Here is a 15366-nt window from a genome sequence, read left to right on the forward strand (position 1 = left end):
CAATTACGCAACTCCAGTGTGCAGGCGAAGCAAGATCGCCGTGCATCCGTGGACTGGTTTCGACCTGAAAACGGAGCTGGGCCGACTCGCGGGGCGAACGTCGCTGTGAGTGTCGAAAGTATAATGAATGCACCAGCGAACGTAGGAACGTATGCCACTCAGCCAAGACGAGATCGACCGCTTCGCGACGACACTGTACGAGGCCTACGACGAGAAGGAGCCGATCGCGCCGCTCTCGGACGAGACCGAATTTTCGACCGAAGACGCCTACCGCATCCAGTTCGAGGTGTTCGACCGGCTCAGCGAAGGTGGCCGCGAGGACATTGTCGGTCACAAACTCGGACTCGTCAGCGAGGCGAAACAGGAGCAGCTCGGGATCCCGGAACCGATCTTCGGGTACGTCGCCCACGAAACGGTACTGGATAACGAGCCCGTGCCGACCGAAGAGATGATCTCGCCCCGCATCGAGGCCGAGATAGGCTTCATCCTCGACGAGGACCTCACCGCACCTGTCTCGACGATGGACGTACTCACGTCGACGCGGGCCGTCGTCCCGGTCGTCGAGATCCTCGAAAGCCGCTTCCAGGGCTGGTCGATCCCCTCGGCACAGGACGTGATCGCCGACCTCACCTCCGCCGGCAAGGTCATCGTCGGCGAGCAGTACCGCGACGTCACCGACCTCGATCTGAAGATGGAGGGAGTCGCCGTCTCGGTGAACGGCGAGGTCGAAGCGACGGGCCTCGGTGCGGACATTATGGGCAATCCCGCGCGACCGGTAGCGTGGCTCGCCGACCGTCTGGCGGACGTCGACGACGGACTCCGCGAGGGCGAACTCGTGATGAGCGGCGGCATCACCGCAGCCATCGACATCGAGCCTGGCGACGTCTACAACGTCGAGTTCTCGAATCTGGGCTCGATCGAGGTCCGCGCCGAGTAACGAATCCGCGACCGCTCTAGTTTTCTGTTTGAAAACGGTGTGGGGTGAGAGGGCGAAACGCGGTAACTGCCGCTACAGGACTATTTGCAGTCATACCTTCTTTGGAAATAACACACGTACGCCTGTTTGGACCGGATTAAACGACATTTTCGGGAGCGCTCGCCACCGCAAGAATTCTGAATGCGAAAACGCGCCGCGACTACTCGATCAAGTCGTAGAGGTTACCTGCGAAGATGTCCGCGCGCGTGTCGGCGTCGACGTCCATCCGTTCGACCGCGTCGATCGTCACGTCGACGGTACGACGGCCCCGCTCGGGACTGAACGGGTAGTCGGTGCCGAAGACGACGTTCCCGTCGTTGAAGAACGAGTCGGCGCACTCCAGCGCCGGTGTGGACCCCGAGACGGCCGTATCGGCGTAGAACTTCTTGAAGTACTCCTCGGCCGGCTGCGAGAGCGACGCGGCGTTCTCGTGGAAGCCGGGGTAGTTCTCGGGATACGCCTGCCGCTGCTGATAGAACATCTCGATGCGCCGCCCGTAGAAGGGGACCATTCCCCCGCCGTGGTGCGAGACGATCTTCAGGTCGGGGTATGCTTCCATCACACCGCCGAACACCAGCCGCGACAGTGCGAGCGTCGTGTCGAACGGCCAGCCGAACAGACGGTGCTCCATATACTCGGCGGCCCAGTCGTACCACTCCCAGAGTTGCGGATGGATCCACAGCGGGGTGTCGGTTGTCTCGGCCTCCTCGAAGAGCGGCCAGAACTGATCGTCGTCGAGCGGGCGACCGTCGACGTTCGAGAAGATCTGGACGCCGGCCATATCCAGGTCGCCGACGCAGCGGTCGAACTCAGCGAGGAACGCCTCGCTCACCATCGGGAGCGTTGCGACCGGGATGAACGAGTCGGGGTGCTCGTCGGCGAGCCGACGGATCTCGTCGTTGGCGAGGCGCGTGATCTCCAGCGCGAGATCGTGATCCATCCCCTGGAACATCGTCGGGAGTGCGAGCGTGATGATCTGCTTGCCGACGCCGTAGTCGGCCATATCCTGCTTTCGCTGTTCGACGTCCCAGAGGAACTCCGGCCGACCGGAGAGGCCCTGAAAGCCGAACTCGTCGGTCAGTTTCTCGAAGAAGTGCTCGGTCAGGATGTGCGTATAGCCGTCGACGATTTCTGGCATAGTGGCTACTACTCCCGAGGGGAGTCATAATTGTTCTCACTAACGAACGCGGTGTATCGGGCGCGAACCGCGAGGTCCTGCTGCCCGGTGGCGGTGAGTCACTCCCGCGCGTACTTGATGTCCAAGGCGAGTTCGTGGGCGGTGCTCTCGACCTCCGCGGTGATGTCGTCGTCGAAGCCGGCGTTCCCGAGTCGCTTCGTGGGCGCGGAGATGCTGATCGCGCCGAGAACGTCACCGCCGAGTTTGACCGGCGCACCGATACACGTGAGTCCCTCCGTGCGCTCCTCGTTGTCCGTCGCGTATCCACGTTCCCGGATCCGATCGAGCTCCGTGAAGAGTGTCTCGCGGTCGGTGATGGTGTTCTCGGTCGCCTCCGGCAGCCCCCACTCGTCGACGATCGCCTCGACGCGCTCGCGAGGGAGCGACGCGAGGATGGCCTTCCCGATGCCGATGTTGTGCAGTCGCAGTCGGTATCCGACGTGCGTATCGAGGTTGACAGCGTAACTCCCGCGGGACTGATAGAGATACACCGCGCGGCCGTTCTCCTCGGTCGCCAGGTTCGCCAACATTCCGGTGTCGGTCGCGAGTTGGTCGATCTTCGAGCGCCCGTACTGATACAGCGGCGAGCGACTGCGAACGTGGCCACCCAGGGAGAGAAATTTCAGGCTGAGCGCGTACTCGTCGCCGTTCTTTTCCACGTATCCGTGCTCTCTGAGCGTGCTGAGGTGGTTGTGAATGCCGCTCTTGCTCATTTCGAGGCGATCTTCGAGTTCGCTGAGCCGAAAGCCGTCGTCGGTATCGAGCGTCTCGATCAACTCCAACGTCTTCTCGCTGGTCCGTACGGGGTGGTTCGCCTTCTTGGTCATATGTACCCGATAGATAAGGAAGTACATACATTTTCGGTGTGAAAACTAACTGTGTCCAGTGTTGAAATATATTAAAACATTATATGAGTTTATTTTTGTGGAGACATAGGCTTTGAATTAGATGACAATCCAATTCTGAGTTGCACTTTCGAATTATATGTATTGAATTCTCCCTCATTCAAATACGATGCTTTTGTACCGGTCTTCAGATAAAACTATATAGTAGTTTACTATTAGAAGTATTCATCCACTGATCGACACCTGAATTAACCAATCGAAATATTCTATCGATTTATGAGGCACAAGTCACGGCTTTGTACAGCAGCGTTTAAACTCCCCCCGACAGACTGAATCAATATGTCTGAAGCGAATCCGTTCGAAAGCCTTCAAGAGCAAGTAGACGACGCAGCGGCATATCTCGATGTCGGCGACGACGTCGTCGAACGCCTGAAGCATCCCGAGCGCGTGCTCGAAACCAACCTGTCGGTGGAGATGGACGACGGCGAGATCCGGCGGTTCAAGGCCTACCGGTCGCAGTTCAACGGCGATCGCGGTCCCTACAAGGGCGGCATCCGCTATCACCCGAACGTCTCGCGCGACGAAGTCAAGGCGCTCTCCGGATGGATGGCGTACAAGTGCGCCATCGTCGGCATCCCGTACGGCGGCGGCAAGGGCGGCATCATCGTCGACCCCGACGAGCACTCGGAGTCGGAACTGGAACGGCTCACCCGCTCGTTCGCCAAAGAGCTCCGTCCGCTCGTCGGCCCCGACCGCGACATCCCCGCACCCGACGTGAACACGGGCCAGCGCGAGATGAACTGGATCAAAGACACCTACGAGACCCTCGAAAACACGACCGCTCCCGGCGTCATCACCGGAAAGGCGATCTCCTCTGGCGGCAGTGAGGGCCGCGTCGAGGCGACGGGTCGCTCGACGATGCTCACGGCTCGCGACGCCTTCGAATACCGGGGTGGCGACATCGGCGACGCGACCGTCGCGGTACAGGGCTACGGGAACGCGGGCTCGATCGCTGCGAGACTCATCGAGGACCTCGGCGCGACCGTCGTCGCCGTCTCCGACTCCTCGGGCGCTATCTACGACCCCGACGGACTGGACGCCGTCGCCGTCAAAGAGCACAAGAACGAGACCGGCTCGGTGACGGGGTACGGCGACGTCGAGGAAATGACGAACGACGATCTGCTGACGCTCGACGTCGACCTGCTCGTCCCGGCGGCGCTCGAAAACGCAATCGACGCCGACCTGGCCGAAGACGTCGACGCCGACATCATCGTCGAGGCCGCGAACGGCCCCCTGACGCCCGACGCCGACGATATTCTCGCCGAACGCGACGTCCTCGTCGTCCCCGACATCCTCGCGAACGCGGGCGGCGTCACCGTCTCGTACTTCGAGTGGGTCCAGAACCGCCAGCGCTTCTCGTGGACCGAAGAGCGCGTCAACGACGAACTCGAAGCGGTGATCACGAGCGCCTTCGACGACCTCGTGGATGCATACGAGACGCACGACCTGCCGAACTTCCGCGTCGCGGCCTACGTCGTCGCCATCCAGCGGATCGTCGACGCCTACACCAACAGCGGCAACTGGCCGTAGACGAGCGGTTTACACGCCATCGGGTACTCCGCTTCTTTCGTCTGTGTCGGATTCGATCACTCGGGCGTCCAGCCTCGCGTGTTCGTTCCGACGCCGATTCACTCGGTACTGTGCTCCCGCGAGGCACACCGCCAGCAACCCGAGCGATTCAAGTTCGTGCCGGGCGCGGGAGTATACAATGCGTCAGGACCACCTCATCTCCGCGACACAACTGTCGCGGGAAGACATCGAGGCGGTGCTCGACCGCGCGGCGGAGATCGACGGCGATATGGACGCCTGGCAGGGGCGGCACGCCGGATCGGTCCTCGGCCTCTGTTTCTTCGAGCCGAGCACCCGTACGCGGATGAGCTTCGACACCGCGATGAAACGACTGGGCGGCCGAACGATCGATATGGGGTCGGTCGAGTCCTCCTCGGTCAAGAAGGGCGAAACGCTGGCCGACACGATGCGCGTCGTCGAGGGCTACGCCGACGCACTCGTGCTCAGGCACCCGCTCGAAGGGTCGGCGAAGATGGCCACCGAGTTCGTCGACGTCCCGCTCGTCAACGCGGGCGACGGGGCTGGACAGCACCCCACACAGACCCTGCTCGACCTCTACACGATGCGGGAGAACGCCGGCCTCAACGACGTTACGATCGGCATTATGGGCGATCTGAAGTACGGGCGAACGGTCCACTCACTCGCGGCCGCGTTGACGAACTTCGACGTCCGCCAGCACTTCATCAGCCCCGAGAGCCTCAGTCTCCCGCGAAGCGTCCGCTACGACCTCCACGAGGAGGGCGCACAGGTCCGTGAGCACACCTCGCTCACGGAGGTTCTTCCGGACCTCGACGTCCTCTACGTCACCCGCATCCAGCGCGAGCGCTTCCCCGACGAGAACGAGTACCTGAAAGTCGCCGGTGAGTACCAGATCGACACCGACGACCTCGAACGGGCGAAAGAGTCGCTGACCGTGATGCACCCCCTCCCGCGCGTCGACGAGATCGCGCCCGAAGTCGACGAGACCAGCCACGCGAAGTACTTCGAGCAGGCGCATAATGGCGTCCCGGTCCGTATGGCGCTGCTCGATATGCTGCTTGAGAACGCTACCTCGGAGGACGACCAATGAGCGACGCCGACCGAGAACTCCGCGTCTCGAAGATCCGAAACGGGACCGTCATCGACCACCTCGCGGCTGGACAGGCGCTGAACGTCCTCGCGCTCCTCGGCATCGACGGCTCCGGCGGCGAGGGCGTCTCCGTCGGGATGAACGTCCCCTCGGATAAGCTCGCGAAGAAAGACATCGTGAAGGTCGAAGACCGAGAGCTGAGCCAATCTGAGGTCGACGTCCTCTCGGTCATCTCCCCGGAGGCGACGATCAACATCATCCGCGACTACGAAGTCGTCGAGAAAAAGCGCATCGAGCGGCCGGAGTCGGTCGATGACGTGCTCGCGTGCCCGAATCGGAACTGCATCACGAACGCCGACGAACCGGTTCAGACGCGCTTTATCGTCCTCGAAGATGGCCTCCGCTGCGGTTACTGCGGCGAAATCGTCCGCGAGGACGAGGTTGCCACACACCTGAACGTGTCCTGACTCGACTCCCGCTCAGGCGAGCCTAGCGGTCGGTCCCGCCCGACCACGTCCGGGAAAAATCACGCTTCGCCTGTCGTCGAGGGGAAATGACTTTGTACCGAGACGATGTATCTCCGGGTATGTCCGGAAAAGCGAAATTCATCCTGGTACTGGCGCTCATCGCACTCGTCTACTTCGTCGTCTCCGGCGGCGAGGAACCCGTCGAAGTCGACATCGACGAGGAATAACTCGAATCCTGCCTTTTCGACGGACGATGACGCGTCAGCGATAGCTACCTACAGCGAGAGATCGCATCGGCTATCGCTCGATGGGTCGGCCGGCTGACCCCTAGCCTACGTGACGGCCGCCCGCGGCCGGTCCGACGGAACGAACGACTGATACCGCTCGGCGCGAAACGCCGACTATGTACGGTATCGTCACGCGGAACGCCGAGGAGGTCGACTGGAGCGAGTTCGACGCCGGCTTCTACGAGGTCAAAGACGTGACCGGCCGGGCCGCAGAGCCGCTCTCGAACGCGGTGAATATGATCTCGTGTTTCGGCGACAACGCGGCCGTAAACTCGAATCCGGACCTCGCCGCGGTCGACGCCGAGGGGAACCGCGCGACCCGCGAGCAGCCGTACTTCGATTGGTCGCATATCTGCCCGACGAACGAGGAGTACCGCGCCGGACTCCTCGAAATCGTCGAGGACTGCGCCGCCGAGAACGGCGACGTCAGACTCGACGACGTCGGGTTCCCGCGCGAAGGCTACTGCCGCTGTGACCGCTGTGAGCGCCGCTTCGCAGAGAGCGAGTACGAGGACCGACAGGCGTGGCGCGCCGCCGAGATCACGGACTTCGTCGCTGCGGCCGCCGAGCGGATTCCCGGCCGGACCTATCTCACGCTGTATCCCGATCCGTACCCCGGCCATCTCTACCGACGCGCCGGAATCGACGTCGAAATCCTGGCCGACTACGTCGACGAGTTCGTCGTGCCGCTCTACGATATGCACTACGCGACGACGTACTGGCTGGAGACGATCGCAAAGGGGTTCGAGAGTCTTCTCGACCCGCTCGACACGCCGTTCTCGATCGAACTGTACGCGGTCGACCTCGACCTCGACGATCTCGTCCACGCGACGGAGGTCGCAGAGGCCTACGCGGAAAACGTCCACTTCGGCTACGACGCGTCGAACGCCGCGGCCGCGATCCGGCGGAAGGACGCCGACAGCAGATCGGGCGTCACGCACCGCCCGGACGACGGCTGATCCCGTTCGGTCAGTTTTCCCGACCACTCCGCGCTACCGACTCGGTGTCTCGGCCACCCCGCCCTGCATACCGTTTCAAACGGCTCCGGCGAGGAACGCGACGACGACGATACCGCCGACGAATATGAGTGCTGCGAACGCGAACAGGCCGGCCAGGAGTCGACGCTGCCCCGATGTCGCTTCTGCCATATCCGGTGTACGGCCCGGTGCCGTTTATACTCACGGGCGGATGGCTGCCGTCCACGAGCGTCTCGGCCATCCCCGAAACGTCTCGGCCATCCTCGAAACGTCTCGGCCATCCTCGAAACGTCTCGGCCATCCTCGAAACGTCTCGGTCATTTTCGGAGCGTCTCGAACGTCTCTCCGGCGAGGCCCGGACCTGTCGGAACCGACATCGCGCCGTCCTCGACCGGCGCCGGGTCGGGGCCGACGTCGTCTGCGAGCAGCGACCCGGTTGCGAGGCCGCAGGCGCGGACGTCTGGAAGGGCAGCGGCGACGTGTAGCGCGCCGACGCGCGCGACGACCGCGTCGATGGTGGTCGTGACGACGGTGTCGACACCCCGCCTCGCGGCTCGGCGGGCGACGTCCAGCGTGCGGCGCGGCCCCCCCAGCGCCATCGGCTTGCAGACGAGGACGTCTGCCGCGCCGGCGTCGAGGATTCCGTCGGGACCGACCGCTGCCAGCGACTCGTCGAGTGCGACGTCGACGCCCCGACCGCGCAGTTCGGCGTGCCCCCCGATGTCCGCAGCCGGTAACGGTTGTTCGACGTACGCGAAGTCGAGATCGGCCGCGACGCCGAGCATCCGCCGTGCGGTTGAGGCGGTCCACGCACCGTTCGCGTCCGCGCGGAGTTCGACGTGTTCGCCGGCAACGTCCCGGGCCGCGCGAAGTCGCGCCTCGTCTTCCTCGGGCGTTCTCGCGCCTACTTTCACTTTCACCGCGGGGTAGCCATCCTCGACGGCTTCCCGGGTCGCTGCCGCTGTTTCCGCCACGGTTCCGTCACCGACGGTGGCGTTGACCGGAACAGACGTTGCGGGCGAATCGGCAGCGAGATACGTCGCGAGCGACTCACCGACGGCGCGAGCCTCCGCGTCGACTGTCGCGAGTCCGAGGCCGTGCCGTGCGGCGGGTCGCGCCTCCGCAGACAGTTCGGCAGCCGCCGTCTCCACCTCTGCTTCGGGCGCTTCAGAGACAACCTCAGCGAGCGCGGCGTCACACGCCTCGTACGATTCGGTCCAGCCCGGGAGTGGCGTCGCCTCTCCGACTCCGTCGACGCCGTCACGTTCGACGCGGACGAGAAATCCATCGCGGCGCTCGATCCGGCCGGCTGCGGTGTCGAGTGGGGACGCCAGTCGGAGTGAGAACGGCTCGTAACGCATCACAGCGGGAACCCGGTGAGCGAGAGCCCGACGGCGAACAGGACGGCGTATCCGGCGAGCAGTCGACCCGTTCGTTCGAGCGTGGGATTCAGCACCTCTCCGGCCGTCTCGGTGAGCATCGTCCGCGTGATGTCGAGCGCTAGCGGAATCGTGAGGTACGGGAGCGCGACGCCGAGCGTGAATCCCGGTTGTCGAAGGAACCACAGCGGAGCCGCGTACGCGAGCACGAGCATCGCGATCCACTCCGCGCGGGCGAAGCCGTACCCGAACCGGACGGCGAGCGTCCGTTTACCCGTCGTGGCGTCCTCCTCTTTGTCGCGGACGTTGTTGACCACGAGAATGTTCGTCGAGAGCGCCGCGACCGGGAGCGCCGCGACGATGGCTGCGACAGGGACCGTCTCCGGCGGGAGACCGACTGGAAGCGGTCCTGCAAGTACAGCCGCAGCCTGCACGTAGTACGTCCCGGCGACGGCGACGAGGCCGAAGAAGATGAAGACGAAGAGGTCGCCGAGCCCGTGGTACCCGAGCGGGTACGGGCCGCCGGTGTAGGCGATTCCCGAGGCGACGGAGAGTAGGCCGATTACGACGATCGGTACGCCGCCGACGTAGACGAGGTACGTGCCGAGCAAGATCGACGCGGCGAACGTGAGGTACATCGCCCGCTTGACGCTCGCGGGATCGATGAGGCCGCCAGCCGTGACGCGGGTGAACCCCTCGCGCTCTTCGGTGTCTGCGCCCTGGATCGCGTCGTAGTAGTCGTTAGCGAAGTTGGTTCCGATCTGGATCAAGCCGGCCCCCACGAGCGCCGCGAGTGCGGGCAGGACGGCGAAGACGCCGTCGTGGAGCGCCAGGCCGACACCGACGACGACCGGCGAGGCCGCCGCCGGGAGCGTCTGCGGACGGGCGGCGATTACCCACGCCTCCCGTCGCGTGATGTCCTGCGTGCTCATTGTCGAACTGTCGGGACGGAGGTGCTGTGAAACTTCCCATCCACCTTTTTTCACCGGGGCCTCGCGCTGCCTGCGGCAGCGCTCGACCCCGGCCAAAAAACCTGGAGGGAAAAAAGCCGCTCTGCTCGCTTCGCTCGCCTCGCGGTGAACGCCGCGCGCACCGCGGTGGCACTTCCTTCAGTAGCGTTTGCATCTGCCGACACAGCCGATCGTACGATGTCGGTCGATGACGGGCGAACACGTGCAAACACAATCTATGTGAGCGATGAGAAGGCATATACCATATGAAATTGAAATTACTGTTCATATGACATTAAGACGGCGGAATATTCTCAAAGGAATTACGCTACCTATAGTAATTGGTTTATCAGGCTGTCTTTCTCGGCTACTTGGATACGATGTGATGGTAAACAATCCGACAGATTCCGCGGTTACAGGGTCGGTTAAGATCACCGATAGACAGTCTGGTAGTGTGGTTCTCGATAAGAAATTTGAATTGGGAGCCAACGGAGAAACCAGATACAACCGTATTGGGAATCACCAGCACGTACACGAGGTAGAGGTCGAAACTGAAGCAGGTCTGTCCAATGATGATCTTTGGAATCCCGGTGAGGGGGGCGCATTACATTTGACAATCAGAATCGAAGACGACGAGATACAAATCAGTAGAATAGTTGATTAAAATCACAGAAATGTACTTTCGGAATCAATAGGGAGATCCGCTGTCTGTATTGATATCAGTTCTTGTTCGCAAAATAGTGGCCCAAGAATTGACGAGCAGAAAACATTCACCATCAAAGTGGTGAAGCAGGGGTATGGGAGTGAGGAAATTTTGGGTCGGAGTCGTAGTGATTGTTCTCCTTGCGTCTACAGCTATTGGTGCCGCTTTACTCTACGATCAGTTAGATGGTACTGCCCGTGCGCTTGAAGTTCATTCCTCTGAGATCAATAATACGACTAACAAAAGTATCATACAGTACGAGAACCTGTCTGAGGATCAACAGTCTGTATTTAGATCAGCGGTGAATTCGGAAAATGGGCTCGCTCCAATACCGGAAACCGTAGACTACAGTATCTGGGATGAGACTGAATATATGGAATACCAAAACGAAACATACCGCGTGTATATCATCGTAGAGTAATTTCCCTGTCTTGAGCGGTTCGTGTATAACTGTGGGAAGTCTTCTATGACACCCTCATAGTATAGCTGCGTCGACTAGCGAGAATCGGTGTAGCTGTCGGCTGGGTCCTGATCCGTTGTCGACTAAATGTACCGCGAGCGAGGCCGTAGGCCGAGCGAGCGGCTTTTTCCCTCCAGGTTTTTGCGCGGTGGGTTCCCGCAGCGGCGCGACGCGCCGCGAGGAAACCCACCGTGGAAAAAGGTGGATTAGTAGTGCCAGGGATACTGACTGAAGTCCGGATCGCGCTTCTCCAAGAAGGCGTCGCGGCCCTCCTGCGCCTCCTCGGTCATATAGGCGAGCCGCGTCGCTTCGCCGGCGAACACCTGCTGGCCGACGAGCCCGTCGTCGGTCATGTTGAACGCGTATTTGAGCATTCGTATCGCAGTCGGCGATTTATCGGTCATCTCTGCGGCCCACTCGAGGGCGACGTCCTCGAGGTCCTCGTGCGGGATCGCTTCGTTCGCCATCCCCATCTCGACGGCTTCCTCCGCTGAGTACGTTTTCCCGCGGAAGAACACCTCTCGGGCCTTCTTCTGACCGACCTGCTTCGCGAGGTACGCCGAGCCGAACCCGCCGTCGAAGGAGGCGACGTCGGGGTCGGTCTGGAGGAACTTCGCGTGCTCCTCGGAAGCGAGCGTCAGGTCGCAGACGACGTGCAGCGAGTGGCCGCCGCCGACGGCCCACCCGGGCACGACGGCGACGACGGGTTTGGGCATAAATCGGATGAGACGCTGGACTTCGAGGATGTGGAGTCGGCCCGCTTTCGCCTCCTTGACGAGCGGGTCCTCACCCTCGTCGGCTTCGTCGTCGTCGCGGTACTCGTAGCCCGACTCGCCACGGACCGACTGATCGCCGCCGGCGCAGAACGCCCACCCGCCGTCTTTCGGCGACGGTCCGTTACCGGTCAGGAGGACGCACCCGACGTCGGCCTGCTTGCGGGCGTGATCTAACGCGGCGTAGAGTTCGTCGACCGTGCCCGGGCGGAACGCGTTGCGTTTTTCCGGGCGATCGAAGGCGATGCGGACGACGGGGACGTCGCTCGCGCGGTGATAGGTGATGTCGTCGAACGCGTCGGCGCCGTCGACCTGCTCCCAGCGCGTCGCGTCGAAGAGTTCCGAGACCATACCGGGAGACCGGCGGGAATCTGCAAAAAGATTCGTTTCGCGTCGCAGTCGCGTTCGCGTGGTCCTTCAGTCCGCGTGCGCTGCGACGAGTCCGATAGTTACGTCGTGTCTTCGAGCACTCGTTCGACCGTCCGCTCGCGGAGCTCATCGCGGACGCGGTGACTCGCTTCCGCGTCGGTCGCGACTTCGACGACGTGGGACCCCTCGCTGGTCGTCGCCTCGGCGTACGCGTCGCGGAAGGCGTCGCGGTCGGCGCCCTCGACGCGCGCGAACGAGAGGTCGTACAGGTCTTCGGTCGGTTCGAAATCGAGCCCGTGCGGTGTCACGAACTGCGAACTGAACGGCGGGTCGTACGCCTCGATCGGGAGCATATGGAAGATGCCGCCGCCGTCGTTGTTGACGAGGACGATCGTCGCCTCAACGTCGGACCGCCCGAGCGCCAAGAGGCCGTTCATATCGTGGTAGTACGCCAGGTCGCCGGTGACGAGCGTCAGCTCGTCGGTCGTCGCCGAGCCAGCCCCGAGCGCCGTCGAGACGATGCCGTCGATACCCGAGGCCCCCCGGTTCCCGAGAGCCGTGTACGTCTTCGTCGTGGGCGTCCCGAAGCGGTCGAGATCGCGAACCGGCATCGAGTTCGAGACGAAAATCGTCGAGGGATCGGGCGCGAGGTCGACGACGTCTTCGAGCACGCGCCCTTCGCAAAATTCGTCGTACTCCTCGAGCACGGCCTTGTGTGCCGCGTCCGCGTCGGTCCAGCGCTCCTGCCACGTGCGACTTCCGGGGCCGGCGAGGAGCCGAGAGAGCCGACCGAGCAACCGCGAGGGGTCGGCGACGACGAGGTCGGTCGCGGTGAACTCCGCCTCGCGCCAGCCAGCGGCAGGGTCGACGACGTACTGATCGGCGTCGACGGCCGCGAGATACTCGCGGAGGGGCTTCGACGTGGGCGACGCACCCACGCGGACGACGACCTCGGGATCGGGCCACGCCTCGCGGACGCGCTCGCCGAGGAAGGCATCGTACCCGCCGACGACGGGCGTCGTGCGGACGAGACCGCCGTAGCGGACGCCCGAGAGCGGGTCCGCGAGCACCGGGAAGCCGCTGGCGTGAGCGAACGCCGCGACGGCTTCGGGGTCGACGCCGGGCGAGTCCGAGGGCCCGACGACGAGCAGGCCGCGCGGTTCCGAGAACTTCTCGGCGAGCGTGCGTAGCGCGTCGTCGTCGAGTTCAGGTGCGCCGGCTGTCGTGTCGACGAAGGCGCCGTCCCGCCCCGCCGTGGCGCTCTCGGGGAGATCAGTCGGCACGTCGCCTTCGACCGGCGTCGGCTCCAGCGGCTTGCGGAACGGGAAGTTCAGGTGGACTGGCCCCGCCGGAGTGCCCGTCGCTTTCGTGACCGCGCGCGCCGCCGTCGTCCGGAGCGATCGGAGTTTTCGCGGCGTCGCTTCCGGTTCGGCGACGTCGCGGTACCAGCGGACGGCGTCGCCGTAGAGCTTCTCCTGGTCGATCGTCTGATTCGCGCCGGAATCGCGTATTTCGGGGGGACGATCCGCCGTCAGCAGCAGCATCGGGACGCGGGACTGAGAGGCTTCGATCACCGCCGGGTGGTAGTTCGCGGCCGCCGTCCCCGACGTGCAGACCAGCGGCGTCACGTCGCCGGTGCGTCGTGCGCGACCGAGCGCGAAGTACGCCGACGACCGCTCGTCGAGGTGCGAGAACACGTGGATGTCCTCGTGGCGGTCGAACGCGACCGTCAGCGGCGTCGATCGGCTGCCGGGCGAGATACAGACCGCGTCGATGCCGACGGCAGCGAGTTCGTCGACGAGCGCGCGTGCCCAGAGCGTGTTTCGATTCGGGTCGGTCGCCGAAGGTCGATTCGGATCAGTCATCGAGATACAGGTCGACAGAGCGTCATTTCGTGTCGTCAGTCTCCAGTTCGTCGAGAATTGGGCGGTACTTCAACTGCACTTCGTCCCACTCGCGGTCCGGGTCTGAGTCGGCGACGATGCCGACGCCGGCGAACAGGGTCGCGACGTCGCCGTGAGCCACGGCCGAGCGGAGCGCGACGGCGAAGGTGCCGTAGCCGGCGGCGTCGATCCAGCCGACCGGAGCGGCGTACCAGCCGCGGTCGAACGGCTCCGTCTCGCGGATGGTTTCGAGGGCCGCCTCGGGCGGGAGGCCGCCGACAGCGGGCGTCGGATGCAGCGCCTCGACGAGTGAGAGAACGTGTTCGTCCCGGTCGAGCGTCGCCGTGATCGGCGTCCAGAGGTGCTGGACGGTGGCGAGGCGCTTGATCCGCCGGGGGCCCGGGCTGACGGACGCCGCGAACGGCGAGAGCTGTTCCTCGATGGTTTCGGCGACCAGATCGTGCTCGTGGGCGTTCTTCTCGTCGCGTGCGAGCTCCTGGGCCAGCCACTCGTCTTCGGCGGGCGTCTCACCCCGTCCCGTCGTCCCCGCGAGCGCGTCGGTTTCGACCGTCCGACCGCGGACGGAGACGAGCCGTTCGGGCGTCGCCCCGAAGAACGACGGCTGCGGCCGCCCGTCTGCGGGTTCGGGTTCGATCAAGAACCGGTAGCAGTCGGGGTACTTCTGCCCAAGGCGGGACAACACGTCGGGCAGCGACAGGTCGTCTTCGAGGTCGACGTCGAGCGCCTGTGCGAGGACGACCTTCTTGAGGTCGCCCGAGTTGATTCGGTCGACCGCGGCCTCGACGCCCGCCGTCCAGTCGGCGCGGGCCGTGGTCCGCCGTCGACCGCTGACGCCGGGCGGGTCGACGAGCGGTTTGGCGTCCGGGAGCGACTCGATCCGCTCGCGTGCGTCGGCGAGTCGGGCTTCGACCGCCGCCGAGTCGACGTCGTTGCCGACAGCGTTGACCGTCAGCCACGCGTCGGCGTCGGGGTCGTCGCCGTCCGTCCACGTCACCTGCACGCGCGGGAACACGAATCTCGCGCCGGGGAAGTCCTCCCACGGCGGGCCGGACGTACTGTCGCCGTGGAAGGCGAACCCGCCGAACAGACGCGGTCGCGCGGCTTCCGTTCCGGCGTGAACGTCGCCGGAGGCGAACAGCGTCTCGGCGGCCTCCCGGATCGCGTCGAATCGGTTCGATCCGTCGGCCGTCAGGGTCGCCGCCGCACCGCTCCCGACGACCGTCGCCTCTTCGGGGGCACTCCAGACGGTTCGCGGCGCGTCGGCTTCGCGGAGCACGGCCCGAAACGACGGCGCTGCGATAGGGACCGATCGGCTGACGAGGTGATGCCCCGCCGCGTCGGTCCGCAACGATTCCATTACCGGCTTTCAGGACGCCACGCTCTTTTATTTGACTATACCAC

13 protein-coding genes are annotated in these 15366 nt (G+C 63.9%); 6 read left to right on the top strand and 7 right to left on the bottom strand.

The window, feature by feature from the left end:
* The first annotated feature begins 151 nt into the window (after positions 1-151).
* A complete protein-coding gene (locus D3D02_RS12010; RefSeq protein WP_121570232.1) occupies positions 152-937 on the top strand; it encodes a 2-keto-4-pentenoate hydratase in 786 nt (261 codons plus the stop codon).
* Between the two features lie 199 nt (positions 938-1136).
* On the opposite strand, the gene D3D02_RS12015 is transcribed toward D3D02_RS12010, so the two are convergent.
* The gene (locus tag D3D02_RS12015) at positions 1137-2114 is read right to left on the bottom strand and encodes an amidohydrolase family protein (protein ID WP_121570233.1); all 978 of its coding nucleotides are present in this window, start codon (positions 2112-2114) and stop codon (positions 1137-1139) included.
* Between the two features lie 98 nt (positions 2115-2212).
* Positions 2213-2980 carry an IclR family transcriptional regulator gene (locus tag D3D02_RS12020; RefSeq protein ID WP_121570234.1) on the bottom strand — a complete coding sequence of 256 codons (768 nt, stop codon included), beginning with the start codon at positions 2978-2980 and terminating at the stop codon, positions 2213-2215.
* Between the two features lie 357 nt (positions 2981-3337).
* On the opposite strand from D3D02_RS12020, the gene D3D02_RS12025 reads away from it, so the two are divergent.
* The 4 genes from D3D02_RS12025 to D3D02_RS12040 all read left to right on the top strand — a co-directional run bounded on the left by D3D02_RS12025 (position 3338) and on the right by D3D02_RS12040 (position 7409).
* The gene (locus D3D02_RS12025) at positions 3338-4588 is read left to right on the top strand and encodes a Glu/Leu/Phe/Val dehydrogenase (RefSeq protein WP_121570235.1); all 1251 of its coding nucleotides are present in this window, start codon (positions 3338-3340) and stop codon (positions 4586-4588) included.
* Between the two features lie 178 nt (positions 4589-4766).
* On the top strand, positions 4767-5696 hold the full coding sequence (pyrB, locus tag D3D02_RS12030) for an aspartate carbamoyltransferase (RefSeq protein ID WP_121570236.1): 930 nt from the start codon (positions 4767-4769) through the stop codon (positions 5694-5696).
* Positions 5693-6163, top strand: coding sequence for an aspartate carbamoyltransferase regulatory subunit (pyrI, locus tag D3D02_RS12035; protein WP_121570237.1), 471 nt, complete (start codon positions 5693-5695; stop codon positions 6161-6163). The genes pyrB and pyrI overlap by 4 nt, the downstream gene beginning before the upstream one ends.
* Positions 6164-6566: 403 nt before the next feature.
* The gene (locus D3D02_RS12040) at positions 6567-7409 is read left to right on the top strand and encodes a hypothetical protein (protein WP_121570238.1); all 843 of its coding nucleotides are present in this window, start codon (positions 6567-6569) and stop codon (positions 7407-7409) included.
* 335 nt (positions 7410-7744) lie between these two features.
* Here the strand turns inward: D3D02_RS12040 and D3D02_RS12045 are convergent, their stop codons facing one another.
* Positions 7745-8788 carry a mandelate racemase/muconate lactonizing enzyme family protein gene (locus D3D02_RS12045; RefSeq protein WP_121570239.1) on the bottom strand — a complete coding sequence of 348 codons (1044 nt, stop codon included), beginning with the start codon at positions 8786-8788 and terminating at the stop codon, positions 7745-7747.
* On the bottom strand, positions 8788-9738 hold the full coding sequence (locus tag D3D02_RS12050) for a 1,4-dihydroxy-2-naphthoate polyprenyltransferase (RefSeq protein WP_121570240.1): 951 nt from the start codon (positions 9736-9738) through the stop codon (positions 8788-8790). Before D3D02_RS12050 ends, D3D02_RS12045 begins: the two co-directional genes overlap by 1 nt.
* Before the next feature lie 307 nt (positions 9739-10045).
* Here D3D02_RS12050 and D3D02_RS20310 point away from each other — a divergent pair, with 307 nt between their 5' ends.
* Positions 10046-10420, top strand: coding sequence for a hypothetical protein (locus tag D3D02_RS20310; RefSeq protein ID WP_147435610.1), 375 nt, complete (start codon positions 10046-10048; stop codon positions 10418-10420).
* A gap of 705 nt (positions 10421-11125) precedes the next feature.
* Here the strand turns inward: D3D02_RS20310 and D3D02_RS12060 are convergent.
* The 3 genes from D3D02_RS12060 to D3D02_RS12070 form a co-directional block, all read right to left on the bottom strand.
* Positions 11126-12043 carry a 1,4-dihydroxy-2-naphthoyl-CoA synthase gene (locus D3D02_RS12060; protein ID WP_121570242.1) on the bottom strand — a complete coding sequence of 306 codons (918 nt, stop codon included), beginning with the start codon at positions 12041-12043 and terminating at the stop codon, positions 11126-11128.
* 98 nt (positions 12044-12141) lie between these two features.
* Complete coding sequence (gene menD, locus D3D02_RS12065; protein WP_121570243.1) at positions 12142-13926, bottom strand: 2-succinyl-5-enolpyruvyl-6-hydroxy-3-cyclohexene-1-carboxylic-acid synthase; 1785 nt, start codon at positions 13924-13926, stop codon at positions 12142-12144.
* 22 nt (positions 13927-13948) lie between these two features.
* Positions 13949-15322 (bottom strand): isochorismate synthase MenF, encoded by a 1374-nt coding sequence (locus tag D3D02_RS12070; RefSeq protein ID WP_121570244.1) that lies wholly within the window; start codon positions 15320-15322, stop codon positions 13949-13951.
* Positions 15323-15366 lie beyond the last annotated feature (44 nt).

Origin of the sequence: Halobellus sp. Atlit-38R, assembly GCF_003665925.1 — an archaeon.
Taxonomy (GTDB): Archaea; Halobacteriota; Halobacteria; order Halobacteriales; family Haloferacaceae; genus Haloquadratum; species Haloquadratum inordinatus.